The organism is Variovorax sp. J22R115 (assembly GCF_030317005.1).
GTDB lineage: Bacteria > Pseudomonadota > Gammaproteobacteria > Burkholderiales > Burkholderiaceae_C > Variovorax.
Genome location: NZ_JASZYM010000012.1, coordinates 56,113 through 74,549, shown reverse-complemented (window position 1 = coordinate 74,549; position 18,437 = coordinate 56,113). Strand labels below are relative to the sequence as shown.

Sequence of the window (18,437 nt, the reverse complement as noted above, 5' to 3'; positions counted from 1 at the left end):
TGGCCTACATCGCGCCATGGAAGGTGCGGTTGATCACGTCGAGCTGTTGCTCCTTGGTCAGCTTGATGAAGTTCACCGCATAGCCGGACACGCGGATCGTGAGTTGCGGGTAATTCTCCGGATGCGCCATCGCATCCTGCAGCGTCTCACGGTTCAGCACGTTGATGTTGACGTGGAAGCCGCCGCTCACGAAGTAGGCATCGAGCGCATCGCTGCCGCGCGTGATGCGCTCGCTCTCGGTGCCGAGCGCCGAGGGCACGACCGACAGCGTCAGCGAGATGCCGTCCTCCGCGTCGTCGTACGGGATCTTCGCCACGGACATCAGCGCCGCAAGCGCGCCGTGCGTGTCGCGCCCGTTGGACGGATTGGCGCCCGGCGCGAAGGGCTCGCCCTTCTTGCGGCCGTCCGGCGTGTTGCCCGTGCCCTTGCCGTAGACCACATTGGACGTGATCGTGAGCACCGATTGCGTGTGCTGCGCGTTGCGGTAGCTCGGGTACATGCGGATCTTGTTCATCATCATCGACACCAGCGTGCGGGCGATGTCGTCGACGCGGTCGTCGTTGTTGCCGAAGCACGGGAATTCGCCCGTGGTCTCGTAGTCGACGATGAGCCCGCGCTCGTCGCGTATCGGCCGCACCTTCGCGTAGCGAATGGCCGAGAGGCTGTCCGCGGCGTGCGAAAGGCCGGCGATGCCGCAGGCCAGCGTGCGCAGCACGTCGCGGTCGTGCAGCGCCATCTCGATCGCCTCGTAGCAGTACTTGTCGTGCATGAAGTGAATGACGTTGAGCGCATTGACATAGGTCTTCGCCAGCCAGTCCAGCATCGGGCTCAGGCGCTCCATCACCTGGTCATAGTCGAGCAGGTCGCCCGTGACCGGCGCCAGCATGGGCCCGACCTGCTCGCCGGTCAGCTCGTCGCGCCCGCCGTTGAGGGCATAGAGCATCGTCTTCGGCAGGTTGACCCGCGCGCCGAAGAACTGCATCTGCTTGCCCAGCCGCATCGCGGAAACGCAGCAGGCGATGGCGCAATCGTCGCCCCACTTGGGTCGCATGAGGTCGTCGGATTCGTACTGGATCGAGCTGGTGTCGATCGAGATCTTGATCGCGAAGCGCTTGAAGCCCTCGGGCAGCCGCGGCGACCAGAACACCGTGAGGTTGGGCTCCGGCGCGGGGCCGAGGTTGTTCAGCGTGTGCAGCATGCGGAAGGCCGACTTCGTGACCAGCGTTCGGCCGTCCTCGCCCATGCCGCCCTCCACCTCCGTGACCCACACCGGGTCGCCGGAGAAAAGCTGGTTGTATTCCGGCGCGCGCAGGAATCGCACGAGCCGCCACTTGATGACCAGGTCGTCGATGATCTCCTGCGCCTGAGATTCGTTCAGCGTGCCTTCGCGCAGGTCGCGCTCGAAGTAGATGTCCCAGAAAGTCGAGAGCCGCCCGGCCGACATCGCCGCGCCGTTCTGCTGCTTGATCGCGGCGAGGTAGCCGAAGTAGGTCCATTGCACGGCCTCGCGCGCGTTAGCCGCCGGCACCGAGATGTCGTAGCCGTAGCTCGATCCCATCTCCTTCAGTTCCTTGAGCGAGCGGATCTGCTCGGACAGTTCCTCGCGCAATCGGATGGTGTCCTCCGTCGAGTGCCGCTCGTCCAGCTCGTGCTTCTCGCGCTCCTTGTCGGCGACAAGGAAGTCGACGCCGTACAACGCGACCCGGCGGTAGTCGCCGACGATGCGGCCGCGCCCATAGGCATCGGGCAAGCCCGTGATCACGTGCGACGAGCGCGCCTTGCGGATCTCGGGCGTGTAGGCGTCGAACACGCCGACGTTGTGCGTCTTGCGGTATTTGGTGAAGACCTCGACCAGCTTCGGGTCGGGCTCGTAGCCGTAGGCGCGCAGGCTGTCCTCCACCACGCGCCAACCGCCGAAGGGCATGATCGCGCGCACCAGTGGTGCATCGGTCTGCAGCCCGACGATGATCTCGTTGGCCTTGTCGATGTAGCCGGGCGCATGCGCGGTGATGCTCGACGGCACCTGCGACACACCGAGCACGCCCTTCTCCCGCTCCTGTGCCAGCAGGGGCTTCAATGTCTCCCACAACGCCTCCGTGCGTGCGGTGGTTCCCTGGAGGAAGCTGTGGTCCCCCTCATAGGGCGTGTAGTTGCGCTGGATGAATTCCCGGACGTTGACGCGGTCCTGCCACAGGCCGGGCGTGAATCCGCGCCAGGCGCCCTCGACTTTCTTGCTCGCAAGGTCGAATGCGAATTGAGTCTCCATGCTTGTCTCCTAGTTATGACGCTCCAGGCGTCGTGATCCGCTTCAGAGCGGAGTTGCAGCCCGCTTCGGTGAATCGATGTTTCCTTCGGACGATCCCGATGACGACGGCGGATCCGAAAGGAGCCCTGCAGCCTCGCAGGCCAGCACGAGCTCGGCGACGGAACGCACGCCCATCTTGTCCATGACCCGTCCGCGATGCTGCTTGACGGTCTGCTCCGCGATCAGCAAGTCGCCCGCGATCTGCTTGTTCAGCCGGCCCCGGACGACATGCGCCAGGATTTCACGCTCGCGCGGCGAGAGGCGGGCAGCCCGCTCCTTCAGCGCTTCCTGCATGAGCGCGTGCCTGCGCTCGCCGGCATGGCGCTCGACCGCCCGGCGCACGGCAGCGAGCAGGACTTCGCCGTCCACCGGCTTCTCCAGGAAGTCCGCGGCGCCCAGCTTCATCGCATCGACGCCGGCCGACACGTTCCCGTGTCCAGTGAGGAAGATGATCGAGGGCGAGCATCCGCGCTCCAGCAGGCGCTGCTGAAGCTGCAGACCGGAAACCCCCGGCATCTGGATGTCGAGCAGGATGCAGGCCACATCGCCGCCCGGCGGGTTGCCCAGGAACTCGTCGGCCGAGGCATAGGCAGCCCCTGCCCATCCCGCGCCATCGAGCAGGCGCAGGAGGCTGCCGCGCACCGCCGCATCGTCGTCGATGACGCAGACGAGCGCCTCCCCGCCCAGGCCCTCGCATGCCGAGGTGCCGGCCGGCACGTCCGCCTCGCGCGGGCTGTCCGGTGCCTCTGGCTTGCCGGCCGCTGCGGGAAGCTCGACGGTGAAGGTCGCTCCGCCTTCCGCGTTCGACTCGGCCCAGATCCGGCCGCCGTGCGCTTCGACGATGGAGCGGCAGATCGCGAGGCCCAGGCCCAACCCCTCCTGCCGTGTGCTCCAGAAAGGCTCGAAGATCGATTCGAGATCCTTCGGCGCGATGCCCTTGCCCGCATCGCGCACCGACACCGTGACGCGCGACTCGCCGGACTTCGAAACCTGCATCCGGATGAGGCGCTGCGCCGGCAGGCCGTCCTGCACGGCGGCGGCCGCGTTGAACAGCAGGTTGAGGCCCACCTGTTCGATCTGCACCTTGTCCGCCACGACCCAGCAGCCCTTGTCGAGGCGCGTATCGATGCGGACGCCGTGCCCCGCGAACTCGCTTTCCACCAGACTCTTCGCCTCGCCGAGCGCTGACGCCAGGTCGACGCGCTCGCGTTGGGTTTCGTCCTGCCGGATCAGCGCACGCATGGTGCGGATGGTTTCCGCCGCACGCTTGTCGTCGCGCACCACGGCTTCGAGGATGTCCTTGATCGCGCCGGGGGTCGCGCCGTCGCGCTCGAGGTACTTCAGCCCGGCCTGCGCATTGCTGAGGATGGCCGCCAGCGGCTGGTTGAGCTCGTGCGCGATGGCCGCGGTGAGTGCGCTCACGCGCTGCACACGGTCGGCATGCCAGACGCGGCGGCGGAGCTGCCGCGCCTCTTCCTCGGAACGGGCGAGCGCGAGCGCAGTGGCGAGCACCTCGCCGACGATCTTGAGCCGCGAGACCATCTCGGGTGTCCAGGTGCGCGCCTGGCGCACGGCGGCGACGGAAAGCACGCTGGTCACGCGGCCGCCGATGCGCAGTGGAATCGAGAGATGCGAGCGCAAACCGGTGCGCCGGCAATGCAGGGCCTCCTCGACCGCTTCGGGCGGAAGATCGTCCGGGAGGTTCGACATCGCCACGATGCGTCCGCCGCGCAGCTCGTCGAGGAACCACGGCAGCGGAAACCGGAATCGGCCGCGCGGCAGCGCCTCGAAGTCGTCCGGGCCCACGGAACACAGCACGTTCAGGTAGTCGCCGCCGACGAATTCCGAGAAGGTGCAGCGGTCACAGCCCAGGAACGCAACCAGGCGGCGCAGCGCGCCCTCGGTCCGGGCGAGGAAGTCGTTGCTCGCGATGTCGGCAATGCGCTCGGTGAGGTCGGCCAGCAGGCGCTCGAAGGCGAGCCGCTCCAGCAGAACGACTTCCGCGTCCGCGCGTCTTTCCGCGGTCTCGGCAGACGCAGACGACTTTGCCCGTGCTCGGCGCATCGATTCCTCCTCGCGTTGTCCGCGGGTTGCTGTGCATTGCTGGCTGTCGGCGCATCCCGGGCCGCGATGGCCATGCGGAGAGGAGATCCGCGAAAGGACGAGCATCCTGGCCAGCCTCGCTCTTCCGCATCCTGCAGAACGCGCACGCCAGCCTGCGCGCCCATCTTCGTCTGGCGGATTTGCCCCTGTCAAGCGGCGATTCGAGGGCATGGCGACCTCACATTGGCGCACTGTGGCCATCGCCCTGCATGACCCATTCGATCGAATCGAGCAACGCCGCTCCATCCACCGGCTTGCGGAAGAAGGACTGCGCGCCCATCTCCTTTGCCAGCCGGCGCGCGATCGGGTCGTCGCTCGATGACAGCGCGATGACGGGCAGCACCTTCGCGACCGCATGCAACGCGGTACGGACCGTCGCTTCGCACTCGCGCGCGCCCCACACGTCGAGCAGCACGCACGCCACGCCCATGCCGCGCGCCTGGCCCAGGAACTCCGGCACCGAGGCGCAGGGCCGCGCTTCCAGGCCCGCCGAGTCCATCAAGCGCGACAGCCCCTCGCGCACCGACGCGTCGCCGTCCACCACGTAGACGATTCGCAGGGCGGCTGGCTTCGGCATTTGGCGTCACTCCCGGTCCCGCACCTAGATGTAGCGCTCGGCGTTCGCGAGCAGGTCCGCTTCGGGCGGCATTTCGGCGAGCGGGCAGCGCACGATGGCAATCACGGCATTGACGCCCTCGCCGATCGCAAGCTCCGACAGCACGAAGTCGTTGACGGGCCCCGGGTGGTCGCCATCCACCCGCACGCCCATCCGGCTCAGGCGCATCGGCGTCTGATGCAGGCTCACATACTGCTCAGGGTGGCCAAACACGGCCTCGATGTGCTTCCTGAAGCTGTCGAGCGTCGCGACGCTGGCCTTCGTCTCGATGAAGTCATGCACGGTCTCCCTGAGCTCGCGCTCCAGCGCGGCGATCTGCGATCGCGTCTCCGCCGTGTCCTCCAGCAGGCCGGCCGCGCCGTCGACGGCCAGCTTCACCAGCCGCAGCCGCGCCGCGAGCCAGGCCTTTCGCTCGCCGAGCTCCGCCGCCTTCATGTCCAGGTCGACGATGCGCTTGAGTGCGAGTTGCGCGAGACGGCGGATGATGCGGCGCCCGACCTCCAGCCGCGTCGCTTCGAACGTGGCCGAGGGCGCGAACAACCGGTGCCCCGAGAAGCTCACCGTGACCTGAGGCACGTCGTGCAGCACCCGGTCGCCGTCCTGCTGGTGCCCCAGCACGGTGCGCTCCTCCTTCTTCATCGCGAGCAGCGCATAGGCTTCGCCGAGCGCGTGGTGCGACGGCACGCCGAAGTGGTCGCGAAGCTCCTTGCTCCGACCGAGAAAGTCGGGCACGTCGTCGGCCGAGGCGAAGAAGGCGTTCAGCCGGGGGTCCTCGTTCCAGGCGGCGCGGGAGAGCAGCAAGGGGTCCATCGGCTGTCGGCCGATGGCGCGCAAATGCGCGATGGTCTTGCGCACGCAGCCTTCGAGCTTGTCCGCATACCGCGCCTGGAGGCGCATGCGCGGGTCCACCGTCTCGACCACGAGCTCGGTCATGTCGGCGACGAGCTGCTTCTCCGCCGCGTCCCCGGCGTTCGCGCCATCGCGCCCGAACAGGCCCGAGGCGACGCGGTCGAACAGCGCGGACAGGTCCATGGAGGCTCGCTACCAGTCCATCTTGGGCACCCATGCCCGCAACACCCGGCCCTGGTAGGAGCGGCCGTTGATGCGCTGCGCCAGCGACTCGGCCTGTGCGCGCGGAAGATCGACGTCGATGAGCGCGGTCGGGGTGCCGGACTCGTTGGCCAGGCGGATCTTGTCCGGCTGCGCGAAGGCGCTGAGCGCTTCGCGGATGCCTTCCTCGGTGACGTCGTCGGGGAGGTTGCCTATGACGATGTGGACTTGCTGCATGTGTCGTCCTCCAGTGCCCCAACGCTATTCCCTGGCCGACGGGGCGAAAATCCTACTTTGGTTGGATTCCCACACCCGGCGGCGAAGGCGCAAGCTGACGCGCACCCCCCGGACCGACCCATGAACGCAGCAGAGTACCTTGCGCTCGAAACCCTTCGCGACGGCCGCCCCGTGCGCATCCGCGCACTGAAGCCTTCGGATCGCGAATCCATGCTCGCGGCGGTCGGCCGCATCGGCGAGGCCTCCATCTATCGCCGCTTCTTTTCGCCCAAGCACAGCTTCAGCGAGCGCGAGATTGCCTACTTCATGGAGGTGGATTTCGTCAGCCACGTTGCCTTGGCCGCCGAACTGGAGGAAAACGGCCAGCCGGCGATCGCGGGCGGCGGTCGCTACATCGTGTCGGAGCCGGGATGCGCCGAGATGGCCTTCGCGGTCGACGATCCGCACCAGGGGCTGGGCATCGGCAAGCTGCTGATGCGCCATCTGGCCTTGATCGCCAAGGCGTCGCACCTCGATACATTGAAGGCCGAAGTGCTCGCAGACAATACGCCGATGCTGGCAGTATTCAAGGCCAGCGGCCTGCCGTTGCAACTGAAGCGCGAAGGCAGCGTGACCCACGTGCACATGGATTGCCGCCACGGTTCTGAAACAAAGGGCGAGGACGATGGCCCTTCGATCCAAGGAGCGCATTGATGGCCAGCAAATCCCCTCCCCCCGACCTCTCCCGTTCCGCACTGTCCGCGCTGTGGCCGATGAAGGCCGCGCAGGCCGCCGCCGAGTACGGCATCGACGCCTGGCAGCGCAGCATCCTCACCATGGACGTGCTGCGCGAGCGCGGCAACCAATATCTCGAACACACGAAATCTGGAAAGCCGCCGGTCCTCGTCTTCGACTACGACATGGTGCTCGACGCGCGCGAGCTTCCGAAGCCCGCCAACTACGCGCTGGTGCGCATCAAACCCGATGCGAGCCACGCCAAGACCGACCCGAAGAAGCGGCCCTTCGTGGTGATCGATCCGCGCGCGGGCCACGGGCCGGGCATCGGCGGCTTCAAGATGGACAGCGAGATCGGCATCGCGCTGCAGCACGGCCACCCCTGCTACTTCGTGATGTTCTTTCCGTACCCGATGCCGGGCCAGACCATCGAATCGGTCTGCGCCGCCGAAATCACCTTCATGAAGAAGGTCAACGAGTTGCATGCCGAATCCGACGGCAAGCCCTTCGTGATCGGCAATTGCCAGGGCGGCTGGGCGCTGATCATGCTCGCGGCGTTGGCACCCCAGCAGGTCGGCCCGATCCTGCTGGCCGGCTCGCCCGTGTCGTACTGGGCCGGCGTCGAGGGCAAGAACCCGATGCGCTATTCGGGCGGTCTGATGGGCGGCACCTGGCTGGCCTCGCTCGCCGGCGACCTGGGCCACGGCAAGTTCGACGGCGCCTATCTGGTCAACAACTTCGAGAGCCTGAATCCCTCGAACACCTACTGGTCCAAGCTCTACAACCTGTATGCGCAGGTGGACACCGAGCGGGAGCGCTTTCTCGAATTCGAGAAGTGGTGGGGCGGTCTCTTCCTCATGAACAAGGAGGAGATGGAGTGGATCACTAAGAACCTCTTCGTCGGCAACAAGCTCTCGGCCGGTGAGGTCGAGTCCTTCGACGGCAAGCATCGCGTGGACATCCGCAACATCCGCACGCCGATCGTCGTGTTCGCGTCTTGGGGCGACAACATCACGCCACCGCAGCAGGCGCTCAACTGGATTCCCGATGCCTATGCGAGCGTGGACGAGATCCGCCTGAACGAGCAGACCATCGTCTACTGCCTGCACGAAAAGATCGGCCACCTGGGCATCTTCGTCTCAGCCGGCGTGGCCAAGCGCGAGACCTCCGAGCTGGCCAGCGCGCTCGACCTCATCGAGACGCTGCCGCCCGGCCTCTACGAGGCGGTGATCCAGGACACGCAGCCCGACATGCCCGGGCTCGCTTACCTCGAAGGCCGCTACCTGATCCAGTTCGTGCCGCGCACCATCGATGACATCCTCGCCTTCGATGACGGGCGCAAGGACGAACAGGCCTTCGAGGTGGTCGACCGGGTGGCCCAGATCAACCAAGGGCTCTACGACACCTTCGCCTCGCCGCTGGTCAAGGCCATGACGAGCGAAGCGAGCGCCGAGGCGGCTCGCGCCGCCAACCCTTCGCGCATGGAGCGCTGGGGTTTGTCGAACCTCAATCCATGGATGTTCTGGGTGCAGGCGATGGCCGAGAACGTGCGTGCCAACCGCCGAGCTGCCGCGCCCGACAACCCTTTCACGAAGGCCGAGCGCGAAGTCTCCGGCCGCATCGAGCAATCGCTCGACCGCGTGCGGGACGTGCGCGACGAGATGTCCGAGCGCATGTTCAAAGCGATCTACGAGGCGCCGTGGCTGGCCGCGGCAGTCGGCCTCGGCGGCGATGCGCTGGGCCGGCGCGGGCCGAAATCGGCCACCTGGGAACAGGACGAACTCAAGCGACTCAAGCGGCAGGAGATCGAATCCCAGTTCGAGACCGGCACCGTGGTGGATGCGTGGGCACGACTGTTGCTGTACGTGCGCCGGGAGGAAAACGTGGTCGACGAGCGTCCCTACAACCTGATGCGGCGAATGATCGACGAGATGGAGCCCGAGCACCGTCCATCGCTCGCAGCGGTCAAGGCCGCAATGAAACGGCAGGCCTTCGTGGTCGCGCTCGACGAGGAGCGCGCCATCGCCGCCCTGCCCGGGCTCGTGCCCGAGATGCATCAGCGCCGCAAAGGCTTCGAGGCGGCGCGGAAAGTGGCGAGTGCGCGCGGCAAGCCCACGGCGCACCAGGAAGAGCGTTTTCGCCGCGTGGCGAGCATCCTGTCCCTCGATGCGCCGGTGCGGCCGCGCAGGGCCGCATGAGCGCCCGCACCGCATTGAGAAGCCCGAAACACGGAGGTTATCCATGAGTCACGACAAGTACGACCGCCTCATCGAATTCGCGAGATCGCTCGAAGCCGTGGCCACGGCGGTGGCTCATCCGTGCGACGCGAGTTCGCTCTCCGGCGCGCTCGATGCCGCACGGCTGGGCCTGATCCGGCCGATCCTCGTCGGGCCGCGGGCGAAGATCGAAGCCGTGGCAAAGGAGAACAAGCTCGATCTTTCAGGCTGCGAGTTGGTGGACGCGCCGCACAGCCATGCCGCCGCCACGAAGGCGGTCGAGTTGGTGCAGGCCGGCAAGGCCGAGGCCCTCATGAAAGGCAGCCTGCACACCGATGAGCTCATGGCCGCCGTGGTGCGCAAGGACACCGGCCTGCGCACCGCGCGCCGCATCAGCCACTGCTTCGTCATGGACGTGCCCTCGCACGAGGACGCGCTGATCATTTCCGACGCGGCCGTGAACATCGCGCCCACGCTCGAAGAGAAAGTCGACATCGTGCAGAACGCGATCGACCTGGCGCGTGCGCTGCGCCAGACCGAGGTCCGCGTGGCCATCCTGTCGGCCATGGAGACCGTCAATCCCAAGGTGCCCTCGACGGTCGAGGCCGCGGCGCTGTGCAAGATGGCCGACCGCGGGCAAATCACGGGCGGCATCCTCGATGGGCCGCTGGCGCTCGACAACGCGATCGACCTGGAGGCCGCAGGCATCAAGAAGATCGTCTCGCCGGTCGCCGGGCGGGCGAACGTGCTGATCGTGCCCAACCTCGAATCCGGCAACATGCTCGCCAAGAGCCTGAGCTTTCTCGCGCATGCCGACTCGGCCGGCATCGTGCTGGGCGCGAAGGTGCCGATCATTCTCACCAGCCGCGCCGATTCAGTGACCGCCCGCCTCGCCTCGTGCGCCGTCGCGGTGATGGTCGTGCATGCGCGGCGCGAGAACTCGGCGAAGGTGATTGCATGAGCGCCGCCCGGCCGCCCGAAGGCGCTCGCACCGCAGTGCGAAGCAAGGAGGTTACCGAATGAGCGATGCAATCGTCGTTCTCAATGCAGGCTCGTCGAGCCTCAAGTTCTCGCTGTTCGCGGGCATGGGCGATCTGCCCTTTGTCGCCGGGGGGCAGGTCTCGGGTCTGTACACCGCCGCGCCGCGCTTCGTGGGGAAGGACGCGGCCGGCAAGCAGGTCGCCGAGAAGCGTTGGGATGCCGACGCGAAGCTGGACCACCATGGCGCCATCGTGCACATCGTCGAGTGGCTGCGATCCACGCACGGCCATGAGCACAGGCTGGCCGCAGTCGGCCACCGGGTGGTGCACGGCGGCATGGACTATGCGGCGCCGGTGCGGGTCGACAGCGAAGTGGTGGCGAGGCTCGAGAAGCTGGTTCCGCTCGCTCCGCTGCACCAGCCGCACAACCTGGAGCCGATCCGCGCCCTGCTCCAGCGCGCCCCCGATCTGCCGCAGGTCGCCTGCTTCGACACCGCCGCGCATCGCTCCAACCCGCCGGTGGCGCAGATGTTCGCGCTGCCGAAGGAGTTCTCCGACGCAGGTGTGCGGCGCTATGGCTTTCACGGGCTCTCGTACGAATACATCGCATCGGTGCTGCCGAAGTTCGATGCGCGCGCCGCGAGCGGGAAGACGGTCGTGCTGCACCTCGGCAACGGCGCGAGCATGTGTGCCCTGCTGGCCGGCCACAGCGTCGCCAGCACCATGGGCTTCACCGCCGTCGATGGCCTGCCGATGGGCACGCGCTGCGGCGCGCTGGACCCGGGCGTGATTCTCTACCTCATGGACGAGCGCGGGATGGATGCGCGCGCCATCGAGAAGCTGATCTACAGCCAGTCCGGCCTCCTCGGCGTCTCCGGCGTGTCGAGCGACATGCGCGAGTTGCTCGAATCCGACCGGCCGCAGGCGAAGGTGGCGGTCGACCTTTTCATCTACCGCATCGGCCGCGAACTCGGATCGCTCGCGGCCGCGCTGGGTGGACTCGATGCCATCGTCTTCACCGCGGGCATCGGCGAACACGCCACCGTGGTGCGCGAGCGGATCTGCCGGCAGGCCGCATGGCTCGGCATCGAACTCGACCCCGATGCCAACGCGAGCCGGGGGCCTTGCATCAGCAAGCCGGGCAGCCGCGTCGCCGCATGGGTGATCCCAACCAATGAAGAACTGATGATCGCCCGACACACGCGGGACTTGCTCGCACGAGGATGAGATCCATGTCGCCTCAGCACAACCCCGTCCTCGCCGGCAAGAAGGCGCTCGTGGTGGGCATCGCCAACGAATACTCCATTGCCTACGGATGTGCGAACGCATTCCGCAGCCTCGGTGCCGAACTGGCGATCACCTATCTCAACGAGAAGGCGCGCCCGCATGTCGAGCCCCTGGCGAAGAAGCTGGACGCGCCCATCGTGCTGCCGCTCGACGTCGAGCAACCGGGGCAACTCGAAGCCGTGTTCAAGACCATCGAAGACCAGTGGGGGCGGCTGGACATCCTCGTGCACTCCATCGCGTTCGCGCCGAAGGCCGACCTGCAGGGCGGTCTTCTCGACTGCTCGGCGGAGGGCTTCGGGCGTGCGATGGACGTGTCATGCCACTCCTTCGTACGGATGGCGCGGCTCGCGACGCCGCTGATGACCGAGGGCGGCACCATGATCGCGATGAGCTACCTCGGCGCGCAGAAGGTGGTGCCCAACTACAACGTGATGGGTCCGGTGAAGGCGGCGCTGGAGGCGACATGCCGCTACCTCGCCTACGAACTCGGCCCCAAGGGCATCCGCGTGCATCCGGTCTCGCCCGGCCCGCTCAAGACGCGCGCCGCCTCGGGCCTGAAGGATTTCGACCTGCTGCTCACCGAGGCCGCGAACCGCGCGCCGGTGGGCGAACTGGTCGACATCGACGATGTCGGCTTTGCCTGCGCCTACCTCGCGACGCCGTATGCGCGGCGGCTGACCGGGCAGACGCTGTTCGTCGATGGCGGCGTGAACATCATGGGGTGATGGTGCCCGGGTGAGTCACGAAGACGGCGTCACCGTCACGCTCGTGATTCGACCTTCATCGAAGTGCACACGCAGGCAGCGCGACTCGCGCCACACCGGAAGTTTCGACACGAGCACACCCGCGATCGCGAAGTGCTGCTCGGGAGGCAACGGTGGCACGTTGTGCTCGGCGTCCACCTGCCGTGACAGGTCTCGTCGACGGAGTACTCCTGACAAGACGAGCCAGGCCACGAGGACCGCGGCAATCCAGACGTAGGGCCGCAGGTCCACCGTGAACGCGATATCGATCTTTTTCCTGAGGAACGCCTCCAGTCCAGGGCTGAACCAGCCAATGACGATCACGATCGGCTTGCGAAGGATCCACAGGTAAGCCAGCCAGACCGCGATGGTCAGCACCAGGTCTCGCATGCGCATCCACCACGGCGCGTGCGTCCGCGGGATTCGGGGCGGCCATTGCTGCGGCGGCGCCGGCCCGACCGGGGGCTCGCCGTCTCGCTGAGTGGTGTCGACAGGCGTCTCTCGATTCATTGCATCCTCCTGAAGGTCAGCGCAGGCCCCGGTCCGGGCTGACCCAGGTGCCGCGCATCCGGCCCAGATGCCAGATGGCTCGCGGGGCCCCGACGATCGACGCCAGGGCCTGGACAACCCAGAACACCAGGGGGTACCAGACGAGCCAAAACAACGACCGGTGGATCCCGCGCTCGAAGCGTTCGTCGATCGCCACGCTGGTCACGGCCTGCGCGAGGAAAGTCAGCGCGAGAATCTGGCCCCAGTCGCGCGGGTAGGGGCCGAAGGCCGGCCAGAATTCCGGGAAGCTCAGTCCCCAATGTGCGAACAGCGGAACGGCGACCCAGAACAGAAAGCCGATCCCGACCGCGTAGGCCCAGGCGATCGCCACCACGAAGTTGACCCATACCGGCAACAGGCGCGGGCGGCGCAACAGCGATGGCAGGACCTTGATCATGACCGTTGTCCCTCCCTCGCTCCATCGCACACGCTGGCGCCACAGTCCGCGCAGAGTCTCCGGCATCAGGATCCAGCACATCGCCTTGGGCTCGAAGGCCAGGCGCCAGCCGGCGAGCTGGATGCGCCAGCTCACATCGACATCGTCCGTCAGCGCCTCGCGCGACCACCAGCCGGCGTCCTGCAACGCGCGCTTGCGGAAGGCACAGATGACCCCGGAGACAGTGAAGAGCGATCCGTACACGGTCTGCGCTCGCTTGATGAGCCCCACGATGGACGAAAACTCGCCGACCTGCAGGCGTCCCAGGAGCGTTGCATGGTTGCGTACGCGCGGATTGCCGGTGAGCCCGCCGATGCTTGCGTCGGTCTGGAAGCGACGCACCATCCACGTCAGCGCGTGCGGCTCGAGCAGCGCATCGCCGTCGATGCATACCAGCAACTCGTGTCGAGCGGCCAGTGCGCCGGCGTTCAGCGCAGTGGACTTGCCCTGGTTGCTGTCCAGGTGTACGACGCGCAGCGTCGGCATCTGCGGGATCAGGGCTTCAAGCCATGCGCCGGTCCGGTCGGTGGAACCGTCGTTGATCGCGATGACCTCGAAGTTCGGGTAGTCGATTCGCGACAGTGCCCCGAAAGTCTCGGCCAGCTGCCGCTCCTCGTTATGGCAGGGCACCAGCACCGACACCCCCGGGTAGTCCGCAAGCGGCGGCGGGTCCTCCGGCCGCGGTTCATGGCGGCCGCGCAGCCAGACGTAGAGCAAGCCGCCGCTCATCCAGTACAACGCCATCACGAATGGATAGCCGAAGCAGAAAGTGGAGATGACGTCGTGAAGGCTCATTGGTTTCGCTCTCGCAGTGAGCTCCCGCGTCAACGTCGCAGCGGGAAGATGGACGCCGACACCCCGGGCGCCGCGACGGCCGCTGCAGGAATGTCGGCGACCGGATCGTCGGGGCACCAGCCCAGCGAGACGCCGCCGTGGCGCTGGAAGTCGACGGCCTTGCGGGTGAGCAGGCGTGCATCGGGCGGTGCGGAGCCGGTGAACCAGCTCAAGAGCGTGGGATCGACACGCGCGAGGCGGTTGTCAGCGACCGGATCGCCGAAGCCAGTTGGCACCAGGCTGATTTCTGCCAGCGGGTGCGGCGCGGCGACGGCGCGCGTCGGCGCGAGCCACAGCAACTCCAGTCCGGGTCGGGCGGCATCCAGGGCGGCGAAAGCCCTCCACCCCAGTGCGTCCGGCCCGTCGGTGCGGCCAAGCGCCTTGAGCATCGAACGTCGCCGTTCGCGCACCACCCACGCGGACCAACTCAGGGGAATGCCCGGACGATGCTCGAAGAGCGGCGGCGGATCGTCGAAGCGCACCGGCTGCGCCAGCGGCCCGGTGTCTTCGAGCAGCCAGCCGTCCAATGGCACCAGTGCGCCCAGATCCTCATAGAGGCGCTGCACGCGCGCTTCGTCGCCCAACGCGGCGAGCGCCCGGCGGTGAGGCAGACGGGCGTAGACCTTCACGTCGGCGCGCGTGTGCATTTGCCACGCAACGCGCGAGAGCCAGTCTCCCGCCAGCGGCAGTTCGCCTGTCGGAAACCAGGCGGCGGTGATTCGCCCCTGCGCGTCGTGGCGTACCGCATCGACGACGAGGCCGGTCACGCCCAGTGCGCGCACGCGTTCGATCGCGCGACCCAGGCGTTCATTGCTGGCGACCTCATCGCCGGCCCACAAGGCGGCCGGGTCGAGGCACACCAGGCGATCCACGCGTCTTTCGTTCGGATCGGGCCGCAGGCTCTGCGCCAGTTCCAGCAGCGGCGGGTTGTAGGTGGGCAGGTAGCGGACCAGTCTCAAAGGCTCGTTCAAGGATGCGGGCCCCCGGTCGAGCACGAGAGCAAATTCGAAGCCCAGGTCGCGCGCCGATTGCGTGCCCAGGGCGTTGTAGCGACCGTAGGGCCAGGCCAACGCACGCGGCGCGCGGCCCAGTTCGCGCTGCAGCATGGCGCGCCCGCTCGCAAGGTCGGCGCGCAATGCTGCTGCAAAGTCGGCTTCGCTCTGGTAGCCAACGCCGGGAACGTAGCTGCGCGTCACCGCCGAGGGCATGGTGTTGCCCTGCGGGTTGCCGACGACTTCAGCATGCAGCGCCTGGCTATGCAGCGCGAATTCAACCAGCCGCGAGCGCTGCATCTCGCGCGCCTGATCCCAGGTGATGAAGCGCTCGCGCGGGACCATGCGGCTGCCGTATTTCACCATCGAGCCTGCGGGCGGCTCCATCCAGTTGCCCACCAGCGCCGCGATGATCGGGAAGCCGTAGGCCAGGGCCAACGGATAGACGCGGGTGTACAGACTCCGGTAGCCATCATCGAAAGTGATCAGCACGGCCTTGGCCGGCAGCGCGTCCTCGCCGCGACCCGCGCGCGCGATGTCATCGAGCGAGACCGCGGTCCATCCGTTGCCGACCAGCCAGTCGAAGAAGCTCACCAAGCGGTCGGTGGTGACCGCGTCATCGTCGAGTTCCCCCTTGGAATCGACCACGTCATGGAGGGCGACACTTGCGAAGGTCGGCGTCGATGCCGACACCGACGATGGTTGTTGCGCCAAGGCGGGCCGCACCGCAATGCACACGCCCACCAGCAACAGCACGCGCGCCAGCGCGTACATCGCGGTGTTCATGACATGGTTCGCGCTCATCTTCCAAACCTGTGTTCAAGCTTCAGGTAGCCGTTCAGGGTGCGCTCGCGCTGGCCGTTGTACACGTTGCTCGCCCACTCGATGCCCCAGGTCAGCTCGGTCCAGGGATCGTGGCGCCAAGTCTGTTCATACGCGGCGCCGCCCACCGCGTTTCCGCCGAAGAAGCGTTGCTCGAACATGCCCACGGTCAGTCGCAGCCGCTGCAGGAGTGTGCGCTCGTAGACGCGCCACATGACATGTTCCACCTGTGCCTCGATGGAAGGCAGCCATGACTCCTTCGGATTGAAATACGGCGTGACCAGCAAGCTGTTGCGCTGCCATTCGACGCGCGGCTTGAGCGTGACGTCCAGGTGCGGCCGATCGAGCAGCTTGAGAGTGCCGTCGATCGTCACCTGATCCCGCTTGTTGCCGTCGCTGAAGTCCATGTACTGCGCCTTCAGGCCCGCCTCCGTCGATTCGTTCCACGCATAGCGCAGGCCGCCGCGCACCGCATCCGCGGTGATGCCGTGGAAGTCTGCGCGCAACGGGGTGTCCGGCGAATGCTTCGCGGCGTCCGCCAGGAAGGTCCAGTGATCGGTGGGCTCCCACTGGGCGGCGAGCGAACCGCCGGAAGTGTTCAGGGAGCCCGTCTGCGACCATGCCAACGCATTCAGCTTCCAATCGGGCCAGCGCGCCTGCACCCCGCCGCCGACGCGATGGCGCTTGGCGCGCCCTTCCTCCAGTGAGTCGGAGCTGCTGTCGGCCAGGCCGATGAGCCGCCATGTGCCCCCAAAGGTCGAGGACTCGACCTGAAGGCTGACCTCCCCGCCGTTTCCGGGCCCTTGAAGTGCCTGGCTGTCGGTGTGCCTGCCTCCCAGCTCGAATCGCACGCTGGGGCCCATTGCGGCGTCGAGTTCCCGCCGCACCTGCTGCACGCGTGGAATGTCCGCGCCTTGCTCCAGCAGCGGCGCCAGGCGCTCCTCGGCCCGCAGCAGGCGATGTCGGCGCGTGTCCGAATCCACCTGCTGCACGCGGATGCCGAAGTCTTCGGGTGCGAGGGCCGCGGCGATGTCGATGCCGTCCTCGGCCTGACGGGGCCAGCCCTGCTGTGCAGCGACATCGGCCGCCTGCGCGCGCAGCCATGGGAGGGCCGGCGCGCCGCGCTCCAGCGGTGCGATGCGCGCCCAGGCGGCGGCGGGCATGTCGGCATAGCTGCGCATGGCGGCGTCGAGCGCTTGCGCTTCGAGCCAGGTGTCGTTCCCGCGCGGCGTCTGCAGCTCGCCGGCACTGCGCCACGGCGGCCCTGCCGCGGCCAGCAGGGCGTCGACGGTGGCGAAGGCGGCGTCGAAGTCCTCGCTCTCCGTCTCCGCGTAGGCGCGCCCGGTCATCATCGACCGCCACGGACCGTCCTCGTCCTTGCGCTCTGCCTGCGACAGGCGCTGCAGGGCCTCTTCGTAGACGCGGCGCGCATCCACGGGGCGGCGCAGTGCGAGCAGCGCGTCCGCCTCCGCCTGGAGGACATAGGCCGGAACGGCGTCGCCCGTCGCGCGCAGCAAGCCCACCTGGTCCACCGCCTCCTTCCAGCGCTCGCGATGGCGCAGGGCCACCGCACGGTCGCGCTGCAGGCGAGTGATGAGCCCTGCGTCCGGCGGGGCGGCGGCACGCGCCTCGGCGAGCAACTCGTCCAGGCGGGCCAGTGCCGGATCCACATCGTCGAAGCGCCGCCGCGGATCCGGCGAAAGCGGGGGGATGTCGATGGCCCAGCGCAGGCGTTGGCCGGCCACGCGGCTGCGCACGCCCGCATCAGCGCGCGCGCCCAGCGCATGGGCCGCGGCACTCGGGGCGCCCAGTTCCATCAGCACATCGGCCAGGGCCTGCGCAATCTCGGCGTTGTCGGGTTGAAGGCGCCGGGCCTGCGCGATGGCGGCGAGGGCCGCGTAGCGATCGCCGGCTCGCAGGGAGGCGCGGCCGCGCTCGAGCAGCGCCGACGCGTCCGTCCCGGCATCGGACCGCTTGTCGGCCCCGGATTGCGCGCGGGCGGCTTCAGCCAGGCCGGGCGCCGGCATGGCCGGGTCGAACGGCGGTGGGGTCTGTCCTGCCGTACCGCTGCATGCGGCAATCCCGGCTATTCCGACGCACCTCCAGCGCATCCGGGCCGTGAATCGCAGTCGAAGCGTCATTGGCCGGGAGCATGCGGTGGAAGGTCAGCGCCCCATGCGGCTGTCGTAGCCTCGCGAGATCCGATCGATCAGCGCGGGATCACGCGGTCCCGTGGCGTCGAACTGCACGCGCACGCTGCCATCCGCCTGCCGGCGCACGCTGGTCGACACGGTGCCTCCGCCGAGCGTGCCGATGATCATGCCGCTGGCGCGGTCCTCGGTGTGGATCGCGAGCCCTTGGTCGCGCATCGCAGCCGCCGCTGCGTCGAAGGAGCGATCGAAGTTGGCCGGGGCCATCACTGGATAGGCGGGTGGCGCGTAGTAGGTGCAGCCGCACAGTGCCAGCACGGCGGCGAGCATCGCGACCCGCGGGATGATCCAGATCCTCATGTGTGCCTCCATCCTTCGCACGGCGGGCTGCCGCAGCGGCCAT

Annotated in this window: 15 protein-coding genes; 5 read left to right on the top strand and 10 right to left on the bottom strand. The window is 67.6% G+C overall.

Going from position 1 to position 18,437, the window contains the following annotated elements; all coding sequences use genetic code 11:
* Positions 1 to 4 precede the first annotated feature (4 nt).
* The 5 genes from pflB to QTI04_RS21320 form a co-directional block, all read right to left on the bottom strand.
* On the bottom strand, positions 5 to 2,266 hold the full coding sequence (pflB, locus tag QTI04_RS21340) for a formate C-acetyltransferase (RefSeq protein WP_286617492.1): 2,262 nt from the start codon (positions 2,264 to 2,266) through the stop codon (positions 5 to 7).
* Positions 2,267 to 2,308: 42 nt separating this feature from the next.
* A complete protein-coding gene (locus tag QTI04_RS21335) occupies positions 2,309 to 4,369 on the bottom strand; it encodes an ATP-binding protein (protein ID WP_286617490.1) in 2,061 nt (686 codons plus the stop codon).
* Between the two features lie 217 nt (positions 4,370 to 4,586).
* Positions 4,587 to 4,985, bottom strand: a complete 399-nt coding sequence (locus QTI04_RS21330; RefSeq protein ID WP_286598179.1) for a response regulator — start codon at positions 4,983 to 4,985, stop codon at positions 4,587 to 4,589.
* Between the two features lie 24 nt (positions 4,986 to 5,009).
* Entirely contained in the window at positions 5,010 to 6,056 is a 1,047-nt protein-coding gene (locus QTI04_RS21325) for a hypothetical protein (protein ID WP_286598178.1), read from the bottom strand.
* Positions 6,057 to 6,065: 9 nt separating this feature from the next.
* Entirely contained in the window at positions 6,066 to 6,311 is a 246-nt protein-coding gene (locus QTI04_RS21320) for a hypothetical protein (protein WP_286598177.1), read from the bottom strand.
* 120 nt (positions 6,312 to 6,431) lie between these two features.
* Between QTI04_RS21320 and QTI04_RS21315 the strand changes: the two genes are divergently transcribed.
* From QTI04_RS21315 to fabI, 5 genes are read left to right on the top strand one after another with little or no spacing between them, the layout of a single operon-like run.
* Positions 6,432 to 7,004, top strand: a complete 573-nt coding sequence (locus tag QTI04_RS21315) for a GNAT family N-acetyltransferase (protein ID WP_286617489.1) — start codon at positions 6,432 to 6,434, stop codon at positions 7,002 to 7,004.
* Positions 7,004 to 9,223, top strand: coding sequence for a TerB family tellurite resistance protein (locus QTI04_RS21310; RefSeq protein ID WP_286617487.1), 2,220 nt, complete (start codon positions 7,004 to 7,006; stop codon positions 9,221 to 9,223). Before QTI04_RS21315 ends, QTI04_RS21310 begins: the two co-directional genes overlap by 1 nt.
* A 13-nt stretch (positions 9,224 to 9,236) precedes the next feature.
* Positions 9,237 to 10,202 carry a phosphate acetyltransferase gene (locus QTI04_RS21305; protein ID WP_286617609.1) on the top strand — a complete coding sequence of 322 codons (966 nt, stop codon included), beginning with the start codon at positions 9,237 to 9,239 and terminating at the stop codon, positions 10,200 to 10,202.
* Between the two features lie 58 nt (positions 10,203 to 10,260).
* Positions 10,261 to 11,448: an acetate/propionate family kinase gene (locus tag QTI04_RS21300; RefSeq protein ID WP_286598173.1), complete on the top strand. Its 1,188-nt coding sequence runs from the start codon at positions 10,261 to 10,263 to the stop codon at positions 11,446 to 11,448.
* Complete coding sequence (gene fabI / locus QTI04_RS21295) at positions 11,445 to 12,233, top strand: enoyl-ACP reductase FabI (RefSeq protein ID WP_286598172.1); 789 nt, start codon at positions 11,445 to 11,447, stop codon at positions 12,231 to 12,233. The genes QTI04_RS21300 and fabI overlap by 4 nt, the downstream gene beginning before the upstream one ends.
* A 15-nt stretch (positions 12,234 to 12,248) precedes the next feature.
* Here fabI and QTI04_RS21290 read toward each other — a convergent pair whose 3' ends face one another.
* The 5 genes from QTI04_RS21290 to QTI04_RS21270 form a co-directional block, all read right to left on the bottom strand.
* Positions 12,249 to 12,761: a PgaD family protein gene (locus QTI04_RS21290; RefSeq protein ID WP_286617486.1), complete on the bottom strand. Its 513-nt coding sequence runs from the start codon at positions 12,759 to 12,761 to the stop codon at positions 12,249 to 12,251.
* 16 nt (positions 12,762 to 12,777) lie between these two features.
* Positions 12,778 to 14,031 (bottom strand): poly-beta-1,6-N-acetyl-D-glucosamine synthase, encoded by a 1,254-nt coding sequence (gene pgaC, locus QTI04_RS21285; protein ID WP_286617484.1) that lies wholly within the window; start codon positions 14,029 to 14,031, stop codon positions 12,778 to 12,780.
* A gap of 29 nt (positions 14,032 to 14,060) precedes the next feature.
* A complete protein-coding gene (gene pgaB / locus QTI04_RS21280) occupies positions 14,061 to 15,866 on the bottom strand; it encodes a poly-beta-1,6-N-acetyl-D-glucosamine N-deacetylase PgaB (protein ID WP_286617482.1) in 1,806 nt (601 codons plus the stop codon).
* Entirely contained in the window at positions 15,863 to 17,911 is a 2,049-nt protein-coding gene (gene pgaA / locus QTI04_RS21275; RefSeq protein ID WP_286617481.1) for a poly-beta-1,6 N-acetyl-D-glucosamine export porin PgaA, read from the bottom strand. Before pgaA ends, pgaB begins: the two co-directional genes overlap by 4 nt.
* A gap of 138 nt (positions 17,912 to 18,049) precedes the next feature.
* Complete coding sequence (locus tag QTI04_RS21270) at positions 18,050 to 18,394, bottom strand: hypothetical protein (RefSeq protein WP_286617480.1); 345 nt, start codon at positions 18,392 to 18,394, stop codon at positions 18,050 to 18,052.
* Positions 18,395 to 18,437: the final 43 nt, after the last annotated feature.